This window comes from Tessaracoccus antarcticus, from assembly GCF_003688855.1.
Taxonomy (GTDB): Bacteria; Actinomycetota; Actinomycetes; order Propionibacteriales; family Propionibacteriaceae; genus Arachnia; species Arachnia antarctica.
This window is the reverse complement of sequence record NZ_REFW01000003.1, coordinates 344,954-367,253: the sequence shown is the minus strand read 5'-3', so window position 1 is coordinate 367,253 and position 22,300 is coordinate 344,954. Positions and strand designations below refer to the sequence as shown.

Here is a 22,300-nt window from a genome sequence, read left to right as displayed (position 1 = left end):
CCCAGCCCCCCAACCTGTCTCCGCACGTGGCCGAGTTCGCCCGCGACTACCCGTTCGGCCTCGATCCCTACCAGGTTCAGGGCTGCGAGGCCCTCTCCGGTGGGCACGGTGTCCTCGTGGCCGCCCCCACGGGTGCCGGCAAGACAGTCGTGGGTGAGTACGCCGTGTGGCTCGCCATCCAGCAGTCGCGGAAGTGTTTCTACACCACCCCCATCAAGGCGCTGAGCAACCAGAAGTACCACGACCTCGTGGAGCGATGGGGCTCCGACCGCGTGGGCCTGCTGACGGGTGACAGCTCCGTCAACCCCGAGGCGCAGATCGTGGTGATGACCACCGAAGTGCTGCGCAACATGATCTATGCCGGCTCCACGACCCTGCACAACCTCGGCTACGTGGTGATGGACGAGGTGCACTACCTCGCCGACCGCTTCCGTGGCGCCGTCTGGGAGGAAGTCATCCTCGGACTCGCGGCCTCGGTGTCGATCGTCGCCCTGTCGGCCACCGTCAGCAACGTCGAGGACTTCGGCGAATGGCTCCGCACAGTCCGCGGCGAGTTCGAGGTGGTGGTGTCCGAGCGTCGGCCGGTACCGCTGTTCCAGCACGTCATGGTGGGGCGCCGACTCGTCGACCTGTTCGACGGTGTCGCGCCCACAGCGCAGGAACTGCCCAGTGCCAGGGCCGCCCGCGTCAACAAGGAATTGCTGCAGGTCAGCAAGGGTGAGGCCTCCCGGGTGCGTGACGACTCCCGCAACCCCCGTGGACGCTCCGGGCGGGGCAAACCCGGCGGTGGTGGCCGTGGCTCGGGCCAGTACGGCGGTGCCACCCATCCCCGCTTCGCCGCCAAGCCCACCCGGCGCGACGACATGGCCCGGGTCCTGTCCGAGGCCAGGCTGCTGCCTGCCATCTGCTTCATCTTCTCGCGCGTCGGCTGCGACGCCGCCGTGCAACAACTGCTCCACTCCGGCGTGCAGTTGACCAGCAGGCAGGAGGCCCGCCTGCTGGGAGAGATTGCTGACCGCCACACCGCCGGCCTGTCCCTGCCTGACCTGGACGTGCTCGGGTACGAGGACTTCCGCCACGCGCTGTGCGCCGGCATGGCCGCCCACCACGCCGGACAACTACCGGCGTTCAAGGCCATCGTTGAGGAAGGCTTCACCACGGGTGCGCTGAAGCTGGTGTTCGCCACGGAGACCCTTGCGCTCGGCATCAACATGCCGGCCCGCACCGTGGTACTCGAGAAGCTCGTCAAGTACAACGGCGAGGCCCACGTCGACATCACGCCGGGGGAGTACACACAGCTGACGGGGCGTGCGGGACGCCGAGGCATCGACACCGAGGGCCACGCCGTCGTCCTGTGGCAGTCGGGGATGGATCCGCGGGCAGTGGCAGGGCTGGCGTCGCGTCGCACCTACCCGCTGCGCTCGAGCTTCGCACCCAGCTACAACATGGCCGTCAACCTCACCTCCTCCATGGGCCGGGTCCGGGCCCGTGAAATTCTCAACCAGAGCTTCGCGCAGTTCCAGACGGACAAATCCGTGGTCACCTCCTCACGGGTGGGGCGGCAGCTCACGGAGGAACTGGCGGACGCGCAGCAGGCCATCGAGTGCCACCTTGGTGATTTCATGTCCTACGCCCTGCTGCGCGACGAGATCTCCGAGCTGGAGTCCTCCAGCGCCAAACAGCGCCGCGCCCAACGAGCCGGGGACATCGCCGACGCTGTCTCCTCGCTGGTGCCGGGCGACATCATCCATGTCGCGCGCCAGGGCTGGAGCGTCGTGCTGGGCATCGGTCAGAAGGCGCAACGCGACTCCGTGCCGTGGGTGCAGGTCATCGCAGGCGACCACACCGTCATGCGGCTGCAGCCCCACGACCTCACGGGCCCTCCGCTGCCGGTGGCACGCGTACGGGTGCCGAGGCGCTTCAGCGTCCGGGACCGCACGGAGCGGCGCGCGCTGCTCTCCGCCATGTCGAACAAGTTGGAGAGCATCGACCCGGACGCGCCGGAGAACTCCGCCCCGCCCACGGATGAGGCGCAGATGGAGCGGATCGCGCACCTGCGGCGGCAGGTGAAGGCGCACCCGTGTCACGCGTGCGAGGACCGGGAAACCCACGCGGTGGCCGCCGCGAGAGTGTTGCGGCTGGAACGCGACCGGGTTCGCACCGAATCCGACATGGCCACCCGCACCAACTCGCTCGGCACCCAGTTCGACAGGGTCTGCGCCGTACTCGAAGAGCTCGGCTACCTCGACGGCGACGAGCTCACTGACGCCGGACGCATGCTGCGCCGCATCTACAACGAGCTGGACCTGGTGGCCGCCGAGTGCATCCGCCGCGACACCTTCGCAGGGCTCGACGCCCCGCAACTGGCGGCCGTGCTGTCCACGATGTTGTACGAGTCCCGCCCGTCCCGGGACCAGATCACGCCCCGCATGCCCGACGCCGCCAGCGAGCGCGCCCAGTCCGAGCTGCGTCAGGTGTGGCGCGAGGTGGGGCAGTTGGAACGCAAGCACCGGCGTGATCGTGGACGGGAGCCCGACATCGGGTTCGCGGAGGTGTCGTGGCGCTGGGCCAGCGGGCAGGAGCTGGCCAAGGTGCTGGCACACGGACAACTCTCCGCCGGCGACTTCGTGCGCTGGGTCCGCCAGGTTGTCGACTTCGCAGGTCAGCTCGCGCAGGCCGCAGGACCCGGTGACCTGCGCCGCACCTGCCTCAGCATCGTGGACAGGATGAGACGCGGCGTCGTGGACGTCGACCTGGAAGAGGACTGAGTAGGGTGGCCCCATGGCCGTTTCGCTGCGCGTGATCCCCTGTCTCGACGTCCACGACGGACGGGTCGTCAAGGGTGTGAACTTCGAGAACCTGCGGGACGCCGGCGACCCCGTCGAACTGGCGGCCACCTACAGCGCAGCGGGCGCCGACGAGTTGGTGTTCCTCGACATCTCCGCCTCCTCCGAGGGCCGGGCCACCACCCGCGACATGGTGTCCCGGTGCGCGGAGAGCGTCTTCATCCCGCTGACCGTCGGCGGGGGAGTGCGCAGCGTCGAGGACGTCGACTCCCTCCTGCGGTGCGGCGCCGACAAGGCAGGAATCAACACCGGTGCGCTGGAGCGCCCCGACGTCATCGACGAGATCGCCGCCCGCTTCGGCAACCAGGTACTCGTGTTGTCCCTCGATGCCCGCCGCGAAGAGGGCATGCCCTCGGGTTTCGGGGTCACCACCCACGGTGGGCGCAGGTCCGCAGGGCGTGACGCCATTGAATGGGTCCGTGACGCAGTGTCACGCGGTGTGGGTGAGGTGCTTCTCAACTCGATGGACGCCGACGGCACCACCTCCGGCTTCGACCTGGAGATGATCCGTGCCGTGCGCGCCGTCGTCGACGTGCCGCTCATCGCCTCCGGTGGTGCCGGCACCGCCCAGCACTTCGTCGAGGCCGCCGACGCCGGAGCTGATGCCGTGCTTGCCGCCAGCGTGTTCCACTACCAGAGCCTGACCGTGGCAGAGGTCAAGGACGCCCTCCGCGCCGCCGGCCACACCGTCCGATGAACTGAGAGGAACCACCGCGATGACCGAGTGCCTTTTCTGCAGGATCATTTCCGGAGAGATCCCCTCCAAGCAGGTCTACGCCGACGACCTCTCCTACGCCTTCCTCGACGTGGAGCCCTGGCAGGAGGGTCACACGTTGGTGGTCCCACGCCGCCACGTGGACCATGCACTCGTCGACGCCCACGTCCTGGCCGACGTGGCCCCCGCGCTCCTTGCCGTGAGCAACCTGCTGCGTGACCGGCTGGGCGCCACCGGCTTCAACATCCTGACCAACGTCGGCCCCGATTCCGGTCAGGCGGTGTTCCACGCCCACGTCCACGTGCTGCCCCGGCACGCCGACGCACCCGGAATCAGCAACATGCGTGGACTCATCCACCGGGACCTCGACGAAGTGCACGCCGTCCTGATGGGGCCGGGCGGGTCCGGACGCGCTTAACCCGGGGCGTAGGCGACAGGGTGGAAACTCTGGTCTACCATCGGTGCCGCAAGGCTCTCTCGACATCTCGTCGGAGGCGAACGAACAACGAATCGGAGCCAGAAATGAAGAACGTCAAGGTCGTGGGCATGCTGTCCCTCATCGCAGGAATCATCATGATCGTCGCCGGCGGCATCACCTACGGCGCCGTCAGCCAGCAGCTTGCTGCCGAGAACATCGTGGTCCCCGACGACGCCGCCTTCCTGGGCGGAGACAAGGTGGATGGGCCGTTCTCGGCGTACGCGCAAGCCGACATCATCAACCATCACGCGCTGGAAGCATCCGAGGGCAAGACCTACGCCGAGCTCGGGGCACTCTCTGGCGCGGCCAAGGCCGCCGGCGACCAGGAACTGGCTGACAAGTACCAGGGGCAGCGCGACACCGTCATGACCGCCTCCTTCCTCCGTGCCTCGCTCTTCACGTCGGTGCTGGCGTTCGGCGTCGCGGCCCTGGTCATCGGGCTCGGCGTCATGTTCGGGCTGATCGGCTGGGCGTTCATGGGCATCCGCCCCGCGGCCCGCGTGGACGTTCGCGACGACGCCATCGCCGTCTGATCCCACGTGCGCAATGGGACGGGCCGAGCGCGAGACGCCTCGGCCCGTCTCATCATGCAGGACAGCTGCGGGGGTGCTTGACACGATTGCGCCCTCTGGGCCATTGTGAACCCGTGATCACCAGCCAAGGACTCGTAATTTTCTGAAGCGTTTCGCGAACTGTTCCAGCGAAACGCTCCCTCGCGTGCCATACCGGCGCCGAGGGTTTTTTGTTGGCCGGAGATCACAACCCATGACCCGAAGGGAGAGCCATGTCGGACATCGACAACCAGCTGTTGACAGGTGCGCAGGCGCTTGTTGAGTCTCTCGAACGCGTCGGTGTCGAAGTAATGTTCGGCATCCCCGGCGGGGCCATCCTGCCGGCGTACGACCCGCTCTACGACAGCAGCATCCGCCACATCCTGGTCCGCCATGAGCAGGGGGCCGGTCACGCGGCCGAGGGCTACGCGATGGCCACCGGACGGGTCGGCGTCTGCATTGCCACCTCCGGGCCGGGCGCCACCAACCTGGTGACCCCCATCGGCAACGCCTACATGGACTCCACGCCGATGGTGGCCATCACGGGGCAGGTGAACTCCAGTTCCATCGGCACCGATGCCTTCCAGGAGGCTGACATCCGGGGCATCGTGATGCCCATCACCAAGCACAGCTTCCTCATCAAGCGGACGGCTGACATCCCGCTGGCCATCCGGGAGGCATTCCACATCGCCTCCACGGGACGGCCCGGCCCGGTGCTGGTGGACATCGCCAAGGACGCGCTGTCCGGTTCGGCACCGTTCGTGTGGCCCGAGGAACTGGACCTGCCCGGGTACAAGCCCACCACGAAGCCGCACATCAAGCAGATCCGTGCTGCCGCGAAGATGATCATGGAGGCACGCAAGCCGGTCCTCTACATCGGTGGCGGTGTGATCAGTGCCCGTGCCCACGCCGAATTGGCCGAACTTGTGGAGCGCACCCAGATCCCCGTCGTCACCACGCTGATGGCGCGGGGTGTCCTGCCGGATTCCAACGAGCTCAACATGGGCATGCCCGGAATGCACGGCACGGTCGCAGCCGTCGGTGCCCTGCAGAAGGCAGACCTGCTCATCGCCATCGGTACCCGCTTCGACGACAGGGTCACGGGCAAGCTGGACAGTTTCGCCCCGTTCGCCAAGGTGATCCACGCCGATATTGACCCCGCGGAGATCGGGAAGAACAGGGCCGTGGATGTCCCCATCGTCGGCGACTGCAAGGAGACAATGCGGCTCCTCAACGAGGAACTGACGGGCGTCGAGCCGCCTGCCATCGATCCGTGGCGCACCATGCTGAAGGGCATGCGTGCCAAGTACCAGCCCCACTGGGACGAGGCACCCGACGGTCGCCTGTCGCCGCAGGAGGTCATCCAGCGGATCGGGCAACTGAGCCCCCCGGACACCATCTTTGTGACGGGCGTCGGGCAGCACCAGATGTGGTCCGCCCACTACCTGCCGCACGAGCAGCCCAACAAGTGGTTCAACTCCGGCGGCGCCGGAACCATGGGATTCTGTGTCCCTGCCGCCATGGGCGCCAAGGTGGCGGCACCGGAGACCACGGTGTGGGGCATCGATGGTGATGGTTGTTTCCAGATGACCAACCAGGAACTCGTCACCTGCGCGCTCAACAACATCCCCATCAAGATCGCCGTGATCAACAACCATGCCCTCGGAATGGTGCGCCAGTGGCAGAGCCTGTTCTACAACGAGCGGTACTCCAACACCGACCTGCACACCGAGTCCATCCCCAATTTCCAGATGCTCGCGGAAGCCATGGGCTGCGTCGGGCTGAAGGCAACGAACGAGGAGGAGATGGAGGTCGCCATCAAGCGGGCGCTCGAGATCAACGACCGCCCCGTCGTGGTGGAGTTCGTCGTCCACAAGGACGCGATGGTGTTTCCGATGGTGTCGGCAGGCACCAGTAACGATGAGATCCAAGTGGCCCGCGACATGGCCCCAGAGTGGGAAGACGAACTCCTGTGAGTACACACACGCTGAGCGTCCTGGTCTCCAACCGGCCGGGCGTCCTCACCCGCATCGCCGCATTGTTCTCGCGCCGCGGCTTCAACATCGAGTCCCTGGCGGTCGGCCCCACCGAGCGGCCCGAAGTCAGCCGCATGACGGTGGTGGCCAACGCTGAGGACGGCGCTGCCCTGGAGCAGATCGTCAAGCAGCTCAACAAGCTCATCGAGGTGCGCAAGGTGTTGGAGCTCGGCCCCAACACCGTGCGTCGCGAGATGGTGCTCGTCAAGGTGAAGGCCGACGTGCACACCCGCAGCCAGATCATCGACGTGGTCAGCCTGTTCCGCGGCAAGGCCGTCGACGTGTCGGCCGAGTCCATCACCATCGAGGCCACGGGCAGCAGCGAGAAGTTGGCCGCGCTGTTGGAGATGTTGTCCTCCCACGGCATCCAGGAACTCGTCCAGTCTGGCCAGGTGGCACTGGGCCGTGGCGCGAAGACGCTGGCCGAGCACAAGTCCAAGTAACGTGCGGGGGGCGAGCCCCCCCGTGGACCCCCAGACGGGGGCTCCCATCCCAATGAAGGAGAAACCACACAATGGCAGCAGAGATGTTCTACGACTCCGACGCCGACCTGTCGATCATCCAGGGTCGCCAGGTCGCCGTCATCGGCTACGGCTCGCAGGGTCACGCCCACGCGCTCAGCCTGCGCGACTCCGGCGTCGACGTCCGCGTGGGGCTTCGCTCCGGTAGCCCGTCCGCCGCCAAGGCCGAGGCCGAGGGCCTGCGGGTGGTGTCCGTCGCCCAGGCAGTCGAGGAGGCGGACCTCATCATGATCCTCGCCCCCGACCAGGTGCAGCGGAAGGTCTACGCCGAGGACATCGAGCCCAACCTGGCTCCCGGCGATGCCCTGTTCTTCGCGCATGGCTTCAACATCCGCTTCGGCTACATCACGGCACCCGAAGGTGTCGACGTGTGCATGGTCGCCCCCAAGGGTCCCGGCCACCTCGTGCGCCGTGAGTACGCCAACGGCCGCGGCGTGCCCGCCATCGTGGCCGTCGAGGTGGATGCCTCAGGGGGCGCCTGGCCGCTCACGTTGAGCTACGCCAAGGCCATCGGTGCCCTGCGTGCGGGTGGCATCAAGACCACCTTCACCGAGGAGACCGAGACCGACCTGTTCGGCGAGCAGGCCGTGCTGTGCGGGGGTGCTTCCGCGCTGGTGCAGGCCGGGTTCGAAACCCTCATCGAGGCCGGCTACCAGCCCGAGGTGGCCTACTTCGAGTGCCTCCACGAGTTGAAGCTGATCGTCGACCTCATGTACGAGGGCGGCATCGCCAAGCAGCGCTGGAGCATCTCCGACACCGCCGAGTACGGCGACTACGTGTCCGGACCCCGCGTCATTGACGAGCGCGTCAAGGCCAACATGAAGGACGTCCTCACCGACATCCAGACCGGTGCCTTTGCGAAGCGTTTCATCGACGACCAGGACGCCGGCGCCCCCGAGTTCAAGGAACTGCGCGCCAAGGGCGAGCAGCACCCCATCGAGGCGACGGGCCGCGAACTCCGCAAGCTCATGAGCTGGGTCGACAAGTCGGACTCCGACTATGTCGAGGGCTCGGCTGCCCGCTGACCCTCCACCACCGACGAAGGCCCCGACGCATCGTGACCACGAGCACTGCGTCGGGGCCTTCGCCTGTCCCTCGGGTACGCGGGGGTGTCAGGTGCTGAGCCCCTGAAGCTGGCTGTAGGCGCCGCGCCCCGCCAGGAGGTCCTCGTGGGTGCCCTGTTCCACGAGACGGCCGTCCTGCATGACGACGATGCGGTCGGCCCCCTGGATGGTGGTGAGTCGGTGGGCAACGACGAAGGTGGTCCTGCCCTCCATGAGACGGGCCAACGCCTCCTGCACGAGGCGTTCGGAGGCTGTGTCGAGCGCCGATGTGGCCTCATCGAGAACCAGCACCCGTGGGTCACGGATGAGAGCCCGCGCAATGGCCAGACGCTGTCGCTGACCGCCTGAGAGTCGGGCGCCGCGCTCACCGATCACCGCCTCGAGCCCACCCATCTGCTCGACGAAATCGAGGGCGTTGGCGTCCCGGAGCGCCTCACGGACCGTATCGTCGCTCAGGTCGTCGTTGCCGTAGGTGACGTTCGCCCGCACGGAACCCTCGAACAGGAAGGACTCCTGCGGGACGACCGCGAGGTGACGGCGGTAGGTGCGCAGGTCGAGTTCCCCCATGTCGCGACCATCAAGAAGGATGCGACCGCGTACCGGTGTGAGGAAGCCGATCACCATGTTCAGCACCGTCGACTTGCCGGAGCCGGAGGGCCCCACGAAGGCGATGGTCTCACCGGGTCGCACCTCGAGGTTGAGCCCTGAGATGGCATGCTCGTCGGGGGCATCCGAGTACGCGAAGGTGACGTCCTCGAAGCTGAAGGAGCCTCGGACCGCGCCGGCGTCGGCCTTGCCGGCGTTCCGCTCGATATCTGGTTCCGTGAGCACCTCGCCCATCGAGCGCACGGACTCAAGCCCCTTGGCGATGATTGGGGCCAGTGAGAGTAGCGCCGTGACGGAGCCCGTGAGTGACATGAAGTAGCTCGACAGCATGACGACGTCACCGGCTGACACGTCGAAGGTACCGGTCCATGCCACCCAGGCGGCTCCGACGAGGCAGAGCACTGACAAGAGCTGGAACACGACCCATGAGAGTGCGCCGAAGCGACCGTTGACGACGTCCAGGCGGATGCCGGCCTCGCGGACGCCCAGCAGCGACTGGTCCACGCGGGCCAGTTCGTCGGCCTCGAGCGCGTGGGCCCGGGTGATCGGCACGAGGTGGGTCATCTCGCTGACACGGGCGGACATCTGCTCCACCTGGGTGCGGAAAGCCCGGTTGCGGGCCGTCATGCGTGTTCGCATGGCCACGATGAGTGCAGCCGAGGCCGGCACCGCGAGCGCGAACACGATGAGGAACTCGGGGACCCGTATGGCGGTGATGACGATGGCGCCGATCAGGGTCGTGATGGCGGCGAGACCGGTGTCGATGCTCTGCCGGGTGCCCTCCACCACGTTCTCGACGTCGCGAACGATCTTGGCCTGCAGCACGCCCGGACTGATCCGGCGGTGGTAGCCGATCGAAAGTTCCTGCAGACGCCGAGCCAGGGCCATGCGGAGGTCGGTCTCCACCGTGCGCACGGACTTGGACAGCGCTCGGATGAAGACCTGCGACAGCGGCAGGTTCACGGCCACGAGTACGCCCATGAAGCCTGCGGCCAGCCACAGCTCGGACAGTGGTCGGTGCTGGACGACGATGTCGATGACGTCAGCGGTGAGCACCGGCATGACCCAGACGGGTGAGTGTTTGATGACGAAGGCGAGCGCGCCGATGGCGAGCCTTCCCCGTTGGCCGGCAAAAAGTGCAACGAGGGTTCGCAGGGGTCGGTCCCCCTGGTAGGTGTCCTCGAGCAGTGGTGGTGACATGGTGAGCGACTTCCTGACGATTCCACGCGCGCGCCGCGACGGCCCTGCGCATGTGGGGTGGGTCCCTTGGGGGCGTGGCGATGACTCCCGCTGCTGAACGAGGGTGCGGGTTGACCGCTTTCCACCCATCCGGGAACGCAGTGAACCCAGAACCGCAGACGCCCCAGCAGCTACGATACGTTAACGAACTAAGTTCGACCGTACCGCGCGAGACCCCTTCACTCCAACCGGGGTTTCCGGCGGCCTCCGGTCTGAGGGCGCCATGACCAGCTACCTGCATCCGCAGATCGACGCGGACCCGGCCGGTAGTCGCTGCGCCAGGTGTCTGCTGGCACTCGAGCTGGTACCCACTCTGCTTCAATGATCGACGCGCCCCCACCCGCTGGGCCAGAGCCCAGGAAGAGGATGAACCCCGTGACACTCCAGCCAGCACTCGGCCCACAGGATCCTCCGTCGTCCCGGCCACGGGCTGGGTGCCTCGGCGGCCGCGTCCATCGCTACGAGTTTGATCCGGCGGGGGGCCTGCTGCGCCTCGACCTGCCCAACGGTGCCGTGGAAGCCGCACCCGGAACCGTCATCGACTGGGCGTTCTACGCCGACGGCCCCGCCGCCGTCCACGCCCCCTGGGCGGCTCTCGCAGTCACCGTCGACGTGCGCTTTGCCGATGGCACCCGGCTCAGCGACGACCCTCAGGTGCGTGACCGCTACGATTTTGCCCTCACCGCCGACGACCAGTTCGCGGCACGGTGGAGCATGCCGGAGCAGTGGAACGCCAACAGTGTCTCCCTGGCACCGCGCGAGGGCGAGTCCGGCGTGGTGGAGGTGGTCCTCGGCTCGTCGTCGCTGCGAGACCACGACCTCGGGCTCGTGAGCGGTGTCGTCGAGGTTGTTGTGCGGGAGTGGGTCCGGCCGGAGTCACCAAGCCCTGCCGAGCATGTCGACACGCGACGCGGCACCCACTCCGGCGACCGCTTCTCACGGGGCAACACGCTGCCACTGGTGGCGGTGCCCCACGGTTTCACTTTCATCACGCCCGCCACTGACGCATCCGACTCCCGCTGGCCGTACAGGCCGTTCGTCCACGACGACCCGGACGGACGCCGGCTGGAGGCCGTCCAGTTCTCGCACCAGCCGAGCCCATGGATGGATGACCGGGGTGTCGTACAACTCATGCCGTGGGGCGGGCGACCAGTGTCCACCAGGGATGGGCGTCGGCGGTGGATGGTGGACGGTACGGAGGTCGCCGCGCCACACCGGTGGTCGTCGGAGCTGGACGGCGGGCTCGCTGTCCAGGTGACCGCCACCAGCCACGCGGCCGCCTTCCGGGTTGTCGGTGTCGACGACCGGGCGGTCGTGGGGTTCGTGATCGACCAGATGGAGGACACCGGTCAGCTCCGATTCACCGCCCCGGACCGCTTCGAGGGATGGGTGCCGGAAGCACCCGAGCAGGGCAACCAGCCGCGCACCTTCTTCGCCGGACGGGTACTCACACCGGTGACGGGTCACGGTCATCTGGACGATGCGGGCCACGGCAATGTGGCGGGGTTCGTCGCGGGCGTCGGCGCCGTTGAGGTGCGTGTCGCCATCTCCTACCTCTCGACGGAGCAGGCCCGGCACTCCCTGGCACTCGAGGCGGCTGACGATGTCAGCTGGGACGAACTGGCCGGGCGGGCGCGAGACGAATGGGACAAGCTGCTGCATCGGGTCGTCGTGCCGCCCCTGGCCCCGGGGGAGTACGCACACCGGGGGTTGGCTGACGAGGAGCGCCGCGCGATTCTTGCCCACTCGCTCTACCGGCTGCACCTGTATCCGAACACCTCCGCGGAGAACCTCGCTACCTCCGAGGTACCCGTGTGGCGGTTCGCGGACCCCATGGTGCCGGCTGGAGTTCACACCTCGCAGGTGACGGGTGCGCCGGTGTGCGACGGCGACCTCGTGGTCAACAACGGCTACTGGGACACCTACCGCACCGTGTGGTCCGCTCTGGCGTTGTTGGATGCACCCCTGACGGGCCGTCTGGTCGACGGAATCCTTGAGCAGTACCGGCGAGGTGGATGGATGGCGCGATGGAGCGCACCGGGGTACGAGGACTGCATGGTGGGTACCTCCAGCGACCAGATCTTCGCGGACGCCCAGCGGTGGGGTGTCGGACTCGATGCAGGCACCGCCCTCGAGAGCGGTTGGCGCAACGCGTGTGAACCGGCGCCGCACCCGGACCGGGGTCGAAGTGGTATCGGGACCGCCCGGTTCACCGGCTTCGTGTCCCGTGACGTTCATGAAGGGATGAGCTGGAGCCTGGAAAATGCCATCAGCGACGCAGGCCTCGGGCGCCTGGCAGGGCGTCTCGCGGAGCAGACGGACGATCCGCGCCTCGAAGCCTTCGCCCGCTATTTCCGCAACCGGTCGCTGGCGTACAGAACTCTCTTCGATCCCGGGCACGGGTTCTTCCGGGGGCGACTGGCTGATGGGTCGTTTCCCGACGAGGACTTCGACCCACGCACATGGGGTGGCGACAACGTGGAGACCAACGGGTGGGGCATGTCGGTCACCGCAGTCCACGATGGTGCGGGACTGGCGGCACTGTACGGCGGACCTGCCGGGTTGCGCACGCACCTGGACGCCCTGTTCACGGAACCGGAAACAGCGGACCAACGGTTCGCCGGCAGCTACGGGACGGTGATCCACGAACAGAGAGAGGCCCGGGCCCAGCGCTCCGGCCAGTGCGCCATCTCGAACCAGCCCGCCCACCACATCCCCTACATGTACGCGTTCACCGACCAGCCCTGGCGGGCGGGCGCGACGGCGCATTCACTGGCCGCGCGGTTGTTCGCCGGCAGCATGATCGCCCAGGGTTTCCCCGGCGACGAGGACAACGGCGAGATGAGCGCCTGGTGGCTGTGGGCCGCACTGGGCCTGTACCCCGTGGAGCTTGCCTCGGGCGAGTTGTTGATCGGATGCCCTCTGCTCGATGACGTCGAGGTGCACCGGGACGGCGGACAGCGGCTGCGGATCCGCTCGACACGATCGCGACAAGGTGCGCGTGTGCTGGTTGGCGCTCGACTCAACGGCGTCGCGCTGTCCCGGTGCTGGCTGCCTGTGGATGCCCTGCAAGGGGATGCGCTGCTGGAGCTGACCTTCGCCCACGAGGACGAGAATCCCGTGGGAATGGGCTCAGACCTGTCCGCGCCCCGGGCCCACCACCCTGACCTGACGGGCTCTCGCGCTGGGGCGATCGCTTCCGATCCCGGTATCGCAGCCAGCGCGCTCTTCGACGACGAGGCACTCGCCGGGGTTTCCCTGACGCCGGGGCAGTGGGTGGGGTGGTTCTTCGACGAGCCCGTGGGCGTGACGGACGTGACGCTGACGGCTGCAGGGCCCGCCGCCGTCGGCTCCCTGGTGTGGGAGGTCAGCGTCGACGGAGAGACGTTCACCACGGTGCGAACCACGCACGACGAGGCGTTGCTCCCACATCGGACGACCCCGTTCCGGCTCGGCGCGACCGGGCTCTGGCAGGCGGTGCGCGTCTGCGCGATGTCACCCGTGGCTCTGTCCCAGATTGAGCTCTTCGCCCTCGACGACGTGGCGGCTCAGTAGGGCCAGGTGCGGGGGAGTGGCCGCTCGGATTCCAGCAACCGCTGCAGCAGCAGCCGCCGGTGCTCCGCCAGCGTGTCGGCGTGGTCAGGGTCCGCCGCGACGTCGACGTGGCCACCGGGATCGGAGACGAGGTCCCAGAGGCATTCGGTGCCGTCGGCGTGGATGAGGTAGCGGTAGCGCGGCGTGCGGACCGAGCGCCAGCCGGCGTGCTCGGTGACGGCGATGGCGGGGCGGTTCAGCACCTCGTCGCGCAGGGCCGGGAGCAGCGAGTGCCCCTGCAGCGTGCGGGGTACCGGAACGGCCGAGGCCTCCAGCAACGTCGGCAGAAGGTCGATGAGCTCGACGATGTCGGTGACCCGGCGGCCGGGGGAGACCACCCCGTCGGGCCAGCGGATGATGAGGGGCACGCGGGATACCGGGTCGTCTGCGGGGTACCCCTTGGAGAACCGGAGGTGGTCCCCGAGCCATTCGCCGTGGTCGGAGACGAACACCACGATGGTGTTGTTCGCCCGCCCCGCGTCCTCGAGGTGGGCCAGGATCCGGCCGATGTGGTGGTCGACCTCGCTGATGGCCGCGTAGTAGCCGTGACGGACCATCCGGATCTGCTCGTCGCTGGGCCCCTCGGCGTCCTGCCCGGTGCGCTCGGCGGCGGAGAGGTCGGGCAGCGGCAACCGGTCGCGGTCGTACAGATCGAGGTAGGACGCCGGCACGTTGAACGGCGCGTGGGGTGAGAAGAAGCTTGCGATGGTGAGGGCCGGCTGGCCCGGGACCAGGGCGGCGAGGTGGTCGATGGTGCGGGTGGCCACCCATGCGGTGTGCGTGAGTTGCGGAGGGTACGGGAACTCGTGGACTGCGTCGAAGTCGCTGCGGGGGGCCTGGTCCGCGCCGTGGATGCCGTCGTGTTCCCCGAAGGTTTCCTGCCATGTCCTTGCGGCCGGAGGGAGGCCAGGACTGAGACCCTCCAACGCTGCGGGGTCCTGGGTGCGGACCCAGGCGCGGTAGTCGTCCTCGTAGACACCCGGCTCGTCGGAGAGCACCAACTCGTCGAACCCGTAGGACGGGTGGGGGCTTGCGTGGTCCCGGTTGGCGTGCGGCTGGAAGTGCAGCTTTCCGATGTTGGCCGTGGAGTATCCGCGGCGGCCGAGCACGGTGGCGATCGTCTCGGTCTCGGGAGGCACGGGCACCCCCATGTGGGTGATGCCGAGGTCGGAGGGGTAGCGACCGGTGAGCAGCGACGCCCGGCTCGGCATGCACACCGGGGACTGTGCGACGGCGTGGTCGAAGTGCACGCCGTCCGCGGCCAGGGCGTCGAGGACCGGCGTGAGGGCGGGTGAGCCGAGGCACCCCAACGCATCCCAGCGCCACTGATCGGTGTAGAGGATCAACATGCTGGGGGGCTGTGGCAGTCCTGACTCACCGGTCATGCCGTGGTGACCTCCGGTTCGACGGCTGCCCACGAGAGCGCGGGAGGCATCCGCATCACGGAGGGTCCGTCGATCGCGACGGGAAGCGCGACAAGGCCGACGGGCTGTTCGAGGACGTCGCGACGGAAGCCGTGCTCGTCGGCCTCCGGATGGCCGTGTTCATAGATGCCGGTGCAGACGCAGCACCCCATGTGCCCAACGAAGGAGCCGAAGAGGCGGGGTGGGACCGGACCGACGAGGAAGTCACGGTCGACGGTGATGCGGGCTGTGGTCATGACGCGTCCCTTCTGGTGAGCGGGACCAGGGCGTCGCCCCAGCCGCGCAGGTTGACGGTGACGGCGCCGGGATCGGCGCCGCCCTGCGTGCTGCGCAGACCGTCCGGGACCCGGAGGGTAACCGTTCGGGCTTCTGCCACGAGGTTGACCACCCGCAGGGTGAATTCGTCGGGGTCGTGGCCCTGCCGCAGTTGCACCTCGGTGTCAGTGTCGGCGCCGAGGTCGAGCAACGACCCCTCCATGTAGGCGGCGGTGCCCCCGGGGATGTACCTGTCGAGGGGCAGGATCTCGGCGATGGCGGCCCCCACCCGCGCCGTCCGGGCGAAGCGGCTTGCAGCGGACGGGGAGAAGGACTCGGCGACGCCGAACCGGTACCGGAACGCCACGGTCCCCTCCTGCATGGGAGGGGTGTTGCACGGCCAGAAGTTGTTCATCACGAAGGAGAAGAGATGGGAGTTGCCTACGGTGAACTCGGATGCCCAGGTGCCGCGCACCAGGTCGCCGGCAGACCACAGGGGGGCGTCGATGGCGGTCCAGTGGATTGCACCCCCCGATCCGTCCAACGCGATGGCATTGGTCAGTGCACCCCACTCGTTGGATGCGCCCGGGGCGTGGTCCCGTGCGGGTTCCACCCACCCGAGTTGGCGGTCGTAGCGCAGCACAGGATCCGCGTCGGCGAACGGGAAGGCGACGTAGACCGCCTCCATGTCGTGGCAGGCCGCCTTCGTGAATTCGACCTCGAGGTCCATCTCGTTCGCATCCCTCCGCAGCAGCAGATCCATCCGCACTGCATCCAGTCCGTTCCCGCCCCCCAGCCAGCGCAGGCGTGCGCCGTCGAAGGTCTCCTTGACGCCGATGAACTGCAGATGGGGGGACTCCTCCACAAGCGCGGACGGGATCACCCCGGTGCCGTAGTTCTCGATGAACTCGCTCCGCAGTCGCTCGTGGGTGTGGATCTCCGGCAGGACGGAGAAGTCCTGCGACTCGTGCGAGGCGCGTCCCGCAGCGCGGATGAGCTGACCCAGCCGGATGTCAGCACCCGTGTCCAGGAGTTCGCGACCGGAGGACCCGTGGATCAGGCTGCGTGGCAGCGATGTCGCCGGATCCAGCGTGAGGCTCCAGTTGCCAACGGTGATCGTGGCGTCCGCGGCTCGTGCCGTGTAGGTGGCGTGCGGCTTCTCAGAGATCTCGTGGCTGTTGGTTGACTCGCCGCCGGGCAGGGTGCGCAGTGCAGAGGTGATGGGCAGGAAACGGTAGGAGTGCGGTGCCATGGCGCGCAGCGTGAGCCGGCACCTGCGCATCCCCGCGCAGTCGGACAGCGTCTCCACCTGGATGGGCCCGTCCGCGTCGACGAGTTCCACGCGGTCGGGGAGGTCGATCTCGGCGTCCAGATCAGCCGTCCACGCATGTGGATTGAAGACCAGGAACCCGGCGCCGGTGGCGCCGAGGACCTCGGCGAGCTGCGACAGGTGCCGATTCTTCTCATCCCCGGCGACTCGTTCGGCGTCGTGGACGAACCGGGCCTTCCAGTCGAGCTGGTCCGCCACGGGGAACGCGTGGGGGTGGGAACTGCCCCGCGACCACGTGATGGTGTGTTCCGCCCCGACGGCCAGACCGTTCCAGGCCCGGTCGAGCTCGTGCCGGTTGGTCCTGTAGCCGGCATCGTGTGCGGAGACGGCAGCGCCCAGGGTTTCCGTGGCGGGGAGCAGTGCCTGTGTGCGGCGGTAGCGCCCGAACTCGGCAGCGGCCGCTCCTGCGCCGTCCTCCCAGAAGCTGCCACCCTCGCCCTGCCACACCGGAAGCCTGTCGTACAGGGGTTCGACGGCGGCGAGGTATTCGTCGAAGGTGGAGACGCGGAATCGGGGATAGCTGAAGACCGCGTTCCAGCGTTCGACGAATCCGGTGTCCCCGTCGGCTATGTCCTCGTTGTCAGCATGGGTGCCGATGACGGCGAGGTCCGTGGGTAGGTAGTCCTCGCGTTCGAATCGGACCAGAAACCGCTCGAGACCGTTCACGCCACCGGCGATGGACTGCGGGTCCCCCGCGAGGAACCGCAGCTGGGAGTAGTGGTCCGCGAAATGAGCGAGGACCTGGTTGCCGTCGATCCCTCGCCAGCGCACGGGGGAGGCCAGGTGAATGTCATCGCTGGTGCGTGTGGCGGCGCGACCATGGTTGGCCATCCCGACGAAACCGTCGATGCCAAGTGCCTTCAGCACCCCCGGGAGGGCACTCGTGCAGGTGGGCACGTCGGTGAGGTTTGCATACCGTGTGTTGGTGCGGTTGGAGCGCGGCAACGTCAGGGCAAAATCGGTGGAGTGGTACAGCTCCTCGAGACTCGTCAGGCCCGTGAGTGCGTTGCTGTGCAGGGCGTTGACGCCCAGGTCTCCCCGGCTGATGGCGTCCATCATGCGCTGCACCTGGCGTGGCGGCCGGGTCCGGGTGTATTCGCGGGCGATCACACTGCCGTCGACGGCGAACCTGAAAGTGGGGTCGCCATCCATGATGTCCAGCGCACGGTCGATGTTGCGGCAGTGGAGTTCCAGGATCTTGCCCTGCGTGTCCGTGAACCCGAGATCGAGGTGCACGTGCGGGATCAGGTGCAGGTCCCACTTCCGGCGCGGGGTGAGTTCCACTGCACACACGAGCGTGTCACCCGCGACGCGCACGGGAACCGGCTCATCAAAGGCTGGAGCTGCGAACCGCCAGCGGAACTGGCCGAAGTCGCGGTCGGTCGGCACGGCGGGCACCGGCAGTTCGGGACCGTGGTGACCCCAGTGCACCGTCAGGCCCACCGGGGCAGGGGCGCCGGCGGGCCAGGTCACGTCCAGATCGACGAGCGGGCGGTCGCCCTCAGGGGTGGCCACGAAGAATGGCGTGGCGTTCACCGTGACTGAAGGCCCGTCCGTGAGGGGTTCGGACGCGTGCAGGGAGATGCGGTTCCACCGCAGGTAGGCGCCGAACCATGACCCGTAGGTGTCCCGGGCCAGGGGCAGTTCCTCACGGGGGGCGCGCAGCACGTCATGTGTGGCGCCGTTGCGGTCGCCGATGGCTGAGGCTTCGTCCACCACTGTGGAGACGTCCAGGCTGTGCTCTCCCGGTGACAACCATGCCGCGGGGAGTGACACCTCCACGGTCCCCGGGCCCGCCACCGGGCCGGGCTCGCCGGTAACCGACCGGTCGTTGCGCTCCACGATCGGGTGGAAGATGCCCCGGTGGTGCCCGTCCAGCACCACCTCCAGGTCCGGGCAGGGGCCCCTCTCCGCGGAGAAGTTGAGCCGGAGGACGGCGTCGGTGGCCTCGCCCACGGTGAAGTGCACGCGAACGCGATGGGAGGACATGCCCCCGGTTGCGTCGAACACGCCCGGGTGGACGGCGGGTAGTGCGCCCCCGGTGGGCGTTGAGGGATCCTGTGCCGCACAGCGGATGACGGCTGTGTTCACCCCGTCACACAGCGTCCACGGGCCTGCCGCGGGAGGAGCTGAAGCGGGTGTGAGGGTGAAGAGTGTGGTGTCAGTCATCGGTGAATCGGTCCTCCGAGTGGTGGGGGTCACGGCAGTCCTTGCCAGGTGGCGCCGATCCCAAACATACTTGATCAAGTTATCAAAGTTAGCTTAGAGTGGGTAGTGCCTTCCACAGTCGGGAGGCCGGGGCCTGTGCCCGAGTAGCTCGTTCAACGGAGAACCGCATGACAAACATCCGCAATGGCCCACGCCAGCGGGGCAGGGGCGTGCTTGCGATGGCCGCCGCTGCCGCACTCGTGGTGTCGGGCGCCATCGGCGCCAGCATGTCCCAGAGCGTCGCCCACGCCGCGCAGCCGGAGCCGGGCATCGCCAATATCGTCGACACCTCCGCCACGCCGGAGACGAAGTCCCTGTGGTCCTACCTGAACGGCACTCGGGGCGAGGGCGTCCTCTTTGGCCACCAGGGTGACCTGGACAATGGCGTCACATTCTCCACACCGGATGGGGTGAAGTCCGACGTCCATGCCGGCACCGGTGACTACCCAGCCATCATGGGGATCGACACGCTGAGTCTGGAGGGGTCCGTGGGCCCGGGAAAGCCGACGAACACCGACGCCGAGAACGTGGCTGCCGTCGCCAACGGCATCAAGCAGGCACACGGCGCGGGCGCCATCGTGACATTCAGCACCCACATCAACAACTTCGTCACCGGCGGCAGTTTCAGCGACAGCACCGGGCGCGTGGTCAGCCACATCCTGCCCGGAGGTGACAAGAACGCCGCGTTCAACGCCTATCTTGACCGGATCGCCGCCACGGCGGATGCCTCCGTGGACGCCGAAGGCAACCTCATCCCCATCATTTTCCGACCCTTTCACGAGAACACCGGCTCCTGGTTCTGGTGGGGAGCGGCGCAAACGACTGCGGGTGAGTACAAGGAACTCTTCCGCTACACGGTGGAGTACCTCCGCGACACCAAGGGCGTGTCGAACTTCCTCTACGCCTTCTCCCCGAACGGCACCTTCGCCGGTGACAAGGCCCTGTATCTGGCCACCTATCCGGGTGACGAATGGGTCGACGTCATGGGCTACGACGGCTACGAAAGCAACAACGACGCCAATGACTCCAATGCCTGGATCGGGGGGACCATCGTTGACCTGAGGATGCTCTCGGACCTGGCGGACGAGCACGGCAAGATCGCCGCGTTCACCGAGTTCGGGCGCAACGGTGAGCGCACCATCAAGGAGACGGGCAACAAGAGCCTGAACTTCTACTCCGATCTCCTGACCGCGATGAAGAACGACCCGAAGGCCAAGAGGATGGCCTACATGCTCACGTGGCAGAACTGGGGAATGGACCAGTTCTACGTCCCCTACCCCGCCTTCGGTTCCACACCCGAGCACGAGATGTTCCCGGATTTCACGGCCATGTACGACGACCCCTACTCGGTCTTCGCCAGCAACATCCCCAGCGACGCACTCACGCGGGACGTTGAGGCGGCACCGGCACAGCCGACCCTTCGCCTGGTCTCCCCGGCCGACGGTGTGCGCGTGACCACGCCGAGCGTCACCGTTCGCGCCAAGGCCACCCTCAAGGTGCCCACCCGCGCGTGGTTCACCGTCTCCGGCGATGCCGTGGAACACGAGCTCACACTGGGGGCCGACGGCTACCACTCCGCCGCGTGGAACATCGGCGAGGACGGCCTCACGAACGCGACCGTTCAGGTCACCGTCCACGCCGCCTACGCCACGGGCGACCCCATGGAGGCGACCGCCTCCATCGTTCTCGGCTCGACACCGGAGCTGCCCGTGGGAACCATCGACGACTTCGAGGGGTACGGGGATGACAACGCACTCCGGGCGGCCTACTCCTTCAACAACACCCCGTCCTCCGCGCTGGCGTTGGGCACCGGCGCCGCCGGGTCCCAGGGTGTGGGCTACGCCTACGACTTCACCGCGCAGGAGTACCAGGGCTTCGGCAAGGTGCTCGAGAGCGGGCAGGACTGGTCGGCGTTCAACCGATTCAACCTGTGGCTCGATCCTGACGGCTCCAACCAGAAGCTCGTGCTGCAGATGAAGGCCGGCGGCCAGACCTTCGAGTACTACCCGTCCCTGGCCGGCACGGAGCCCCAGAACCTGTCGATCCACTTCTCCGACTTCCGTCCCCCGCCGTGGGACAGCGCGAACAAGGACAAGCGACTCACGCAGGAGCTCATGAAGTCGGTCAGCGAGTTCTACGTCTACATCAACAAAACCGACAGCTACACCACACCCGGCAGCATCGCTCTGGACAACCTCCAGGCTGTTGCCGGCGAGGGTGAACCGTTGCCCGGGGGGCCCGTGACATCCCCGTCCCCGTCCCCCTCTGCCACGGTCACCACGCCGCCGGTTGGCGCCACCAGTATCGACAACTTCGAGTCCTACGCCGACGACGCCGCCCTGCAGACGGCGTGGAACCGCAGGAACAACCAGAGCGACCTGTCGCTGGTGGCCCCCATCTCGGGCACGGGCACCCAGGCCATGAAGTTCGCGTTCGACTTCTCCAGCGTGACCTACGCGGGCGTCGCCCGCAGCCTCACGGCGGACTGGTCAGGCTCCGAGCGCATCACCGGGTGGATGCTGCCGGACGGCTCCAACCAGCAGGTGGTCATGCAGTTCAAGGCCGGCGACGTCAGTTACGAGGTGTACGCCTCCAGCGGGGGCACCGAGCCCGTCGAGTTCTCTCTGGCGGTGGCGGATGCGGTCCCGGCTTCGTACCAGAACCTCGACCCCACACGTCGGCCCTCGGCCGAGGAGTTGAAGTCCGTCACGGAATTCGCGATCTTCATCACGAAGGCCTCGGATGACAAGGTGATCGGTGCGATCGTCCTCGATGACCTCAGGGTCACCGGGGCGAGCGGACCGGAGCCAACCCCGTCCACGTCACCCACCGCCACGGCCACGCCTTCTCCGACTGCGACGGCGACGAGCGCGCCCACGGGGACTGGGACGGTGATGCCCACCGTGACCGCGACAACAACCACGACGGTCACGGCGACGCCGCCGTCCAGGGGTGATGTGTACACGACGCCGGGGTATCACAGCGTGAATGGTCGCAAGTGGTTCACCACGTGTGAGTCGTATTCGATGACGTGGCGCTGTACCACGGAGATCTGGGCGACCCAGGTGACCCATAGCGGTGGGAAGTTCGTGAAGGCCACCGGTTGGTTCTTCAACAACCTGACGTACCTGCCGTCGGCGCGGGCCGGGTGGGCCAAGAACCCGTTGGGTCACACGGGTGCGTGGACCAGTGCGGAGGGTCGTCAGTGGCGCACTGAGTGTGACACTGCGGCCACCGGTGGCAACGGGTGTCGCAGCTACATCAGGGCGACGGTGGTGGATTCCACGCGGTCCTCCAACGGTGTGTGGCGCTACGCCATGGTCAACAAGTGGGTGTTCAACAACATCGTGCTGTTCTCCTGAGCCCAGCGCAGCCGCAGAACGGGGCGGGTCCGGCACACGCCGGGCCCGCCCCTTTGATCTCGAAGTTCCTT

At 67.5% G+C, this 22,300-nt stretch carries 13 protein-coding genes; 9 read left to right on the top strand and 4 right to left on the bottom strand.

Going from position 1 to position 22,300, the window contains the following annotated elements; genetic code table 11:
• Positions 1–14: 14 nt before the first annotated feature.
• The 7 genes from EAX62_RS12890 to ilvC all read left to right on the top strand — a co-directional run bounded on the left by EAX62_RS12890 (position 15) and on the right by ilvC (position 8,172).
• On the top strand, positions 15–2,768 hold the full coding sequence (locus EAX62_RS12890) for a DEAD/DEAH box helicase (RefSeq protein ID WP_121902176.1): 2,754 nt from the start codon (positions 15–17) through the stop codon (positions 2,766–2,768).
• 13 nt (positions 2,769–2,781) lie between these two features.
• A complete protein-coding gene (gene hisF, locus EAX62_RS12885; protein ID WP_121902103.1) occupies positions 2,782–3,543 on the top strand; it encodes an imidazole glycerol phosphate synthase subunit HisF in 762 nt (253 codons plus the stop codon).
• 19 nt (positions 3,544–3,562) lie between these two features.
• The gene (locus EAX62_RS12880; protein WP_121902102.1) at positions 3,563–3,979 is read left to right on the top strand and encodes an HIT family protein; all 417 of its coding nucleotides are present in this window, start codon (positions 3,563–3,565) and stop codon (positions 3,977–3,979) included.
• A gap of 104 nt (positions 3,980–4,083) precedes the next feature.
• Positions 4,084–4,572, top strand: coding sequence for an aromatic ring-opening dioxygenase LigA (locus EAX62_RS12875; RefSeq protein ID WP_121902101.1), 489 nt, complete (start codon positions 4,084–4,086; stop codon positions 4,570–4,572).
• Positions 4,573–4,823: 251 nt separating this feature from the next.
• Positions 4,824–6,566 (top strand): acetolactate synthase large subunit, encoded by a 1,743-nt coding sequence (locus EAX62_RS12870; RefSeq protein ID WP_121902100.1) that lies wholly within the window; start codon positions 4,824–4,826, stop codon positions 6,564–6,566.
• A complete protein-coding gene (gene ilvN, locus EAX62_RS12865) occupies positions 6,563–7,069 on the top strand; it encodes an acetolactate synthase small subunit (RefSeq protein ID WP_121902099.1) in 507 nt (168 codons plus the stop codon). Before EAX62_RS12870 ends, ilvN begins: the two co-directional genes overlap by 4 nt.
• Positions 7,070–7,140: 71 nt before the next feature.
• Entirely contained in the window at positions 7,141–8,172 is a 1,032-nt protein-coding gene (gene ilvC, locus EAX62_RS12860; protein WP_121902098.1) for a ketol-acid reductoisomerase, read from the top strand.
• An 87-nt stretch (positions 8,173–8,259) separates the two neighbouring features.
• Here the strand turns inward: ilvC and EAX62_RS12855 are convergent, their stop codons facing one another.
• Positions 8,260–10,017, bottom strand: a complete 1,758-nt coding sequence (locus EAX62_RS12855) for an ABC transporter ATP-binding protein (RefSeq protein WP_121902097.1) — start codon at positions 10,015–10,017, stop codon at positions 8,260–8,262.
• 414 nt (positions 10,018–10,431) lie between these two features.
• Between EAX62_RS12855 and EAX62_RS12850 the strand changes: the two genes are divergently transcribed.
• On the top strand, positions 10,432–13,611 hold the full coding sequence (locus tag EAX62_RS12850; RefSeq protein WP_199711282.1) for a glycoside hydrolase domain-containing protein: 3,180 nt from the start codon (positions 10,432–10,434) through the stop codon (positions 13,609–13,611).
• Here EAX62_RS12850 and EAX62_RS12845 read toward each other — a convergent pair.
• From EAX62_RS12845 to EAX62_RS12835, 3 genes are read right to left on the bottom strand one after another with little or no spacing between them, the layout of a single operon-like run.
• The gene (locus EAX62_RS12845; protein ID WP_121902095.1) at positions 13,605–15,035 is read right to left on the bottom strand and encodes a sulfatase family protein; all 1,431 of its coding nucleotides are present in this window, start codon (positions 15,033–15,035) and stop codon (positions 13,605–13,607) included. The genes EAX62_RS12850 and EAX62_RS12845 overlap by 7 nt on opposite strands.
• A complete protein-coding gene (locus tag EAX62_RS17400; protein ID WP_325048830.1) occupies positions 15,032–15,310 on the bottom strand; it encodes a hypothetical protein in 279 nt (92 codons plus the stop codon). The genes EAX62_RS12845 and EAX62_RS17400 overlap by 4 nt, the downstream gene beginning before the upstream one ends.
• The gene (locus EAX62_RS12835; RefSeq protein ID WP_121902094.1) at positions 15,307–18,828 is read right to left on the bottom strand and encodes a glycoside hydrolase family 38 N-terminal domain-containing protein; all 3,522 of its coding nucleotides are present in this window, start codon (positions 18,826–18,828) and stop codon (positions 15,307–15,309) included. The genes EAX62_RS17400 and EAX62_RS12835 overlap by 4 nt, the downstream gene beginning before the upstream one ends.
• Positions 18,829–18,995: 167 nt before the next feature.
• On the opposite strand from EAX62_RS12835, the gene EAX62_RS12830 reads away from it, so the two are divergent.
• Positions 18,996–22,229, top strand: coding sequence for a glycosyl hydrolase (locus EAX62_RS12830; protein ID WP_121902093.1), 3,234 nt, complete (start codon positions 18,996–18,998; stop codon positions 22,227–22,229).
• Positions 22,230–22,300 lie beyond the last annotated feature (71 nt).